Origin of the sequence: Haloquadratum walsbyi J07HQW2 (assembly GCF_000415985.1) — an archaeon.
Taxonomy (GTDB): domain Archaea; phylum Halobacteriota; class Halobacteria; order Halobacteriales; family Haloferacaceae; genus Haloquadratum; species Haloquadratum walsbyi_B.
The window spans coordinates 2,232,785-2,233,860 of the sequence record NZ_KE356561.1; the positions used below are offsets into that span (position 1 = coordinate 2,232,785).

1 protein-coding gene is annotated in these 1,076 nt (G+C 54.4%); it reads left to right on the forward strand.

Annotated features, from left to right (window positions below):
* Nucleotides 1-316: 316 nt before the first annotated feature.
* On the forward strand, nucleotides 317-1,076 hold a 760-nt coding region (locus J07HQW2_RS10440), incomplete at its 3' end, for a sulfatase-like hydrolase/transferase (RefSeq protein ID WP_021055468.1).

Genomic DNA, 1,076 nt, shown 5'->3' on the forward strand with positions numbered 1-1,076 from the left:
CTGGTCAGACGTTCTGGGACGAGATTCCTCACCGAACCGGCGTATTTTCGGAGAACATGTGGATCACGGACATGGGCGTTGGGCTAGAGGACTCATTCGACGACGTTCACGGTCAACAGAACATTCTGTTTCAGAAAGGGCTCGATCCGGGCAACTTCGCGCTCTCGGAAGGGCAGGGTCAGTATGTGAAGTACCTCAAGCGGTGTCTCTCCGATGATCATCCTGTCAAGTCCGTCCTGAATGGCTTGTACATCAAGGCGGCATGGGACTACCCACAGTTACTGCCCGATAACCACACCACGGGGACGCCTGCAGGGTGTATACTGACCTGCTCGTCGACTGGATCGACGAACGAACCGATGGGTGGGCTGCCTGTATCAACTATATGGACGCTCACCTGCCGTACGAGCCTAAAGCACAGTTTGACGAATGGGACGACGGGACCGCTCGTAAACTGCAGAATGAGTCCGATGATCAAGTCTGGTCATTTAATAGCGGCAAGAGTCCGGTCTGGCAAATGTGTGGGTTTGAATCTTTATATGATGGTGCCATTGCTCAGATTGATCATGAAATCGGTCGCCTCGCCGACACGCTCAAGGCCCGTAACGAGTGGAACGACACGCTGTTGATTGTGACTGCTGACCATGGCGAAGGGTTCGGTGAACCGTCGGAGATCCGTCCCGACGCAATCATAACCGGTCACGGAGCGGGCATACACGAACTTCAGCTGCACGTCCCGTTGCTCGTGAAGTTCCCCGGACAGAGGACAGGAGTGACCCACGATGAACCAGTGTCGTTGACGGACACACCAGACGTCGTGCGAGCTGCAGTAAATGGCGACTGGAAGACCAATGAGTATGTCACAGACGGTCCAGTGCTGGCTTCTTCACATGGACTGGAGGAACCGATGGAGGAGCGCGCGAGCCAGTTCGTTGATGATCTCTGGTTGTACAATGGCGATTATCGAGCGCTGTACACCGGCTGCGGCGATCACGTCAAGAAGGAAATAACATGGCGCAACGAGTACGATTCTATCGTCGACGTGTACAACGCACAAATGAATCGTGTATTTCGTG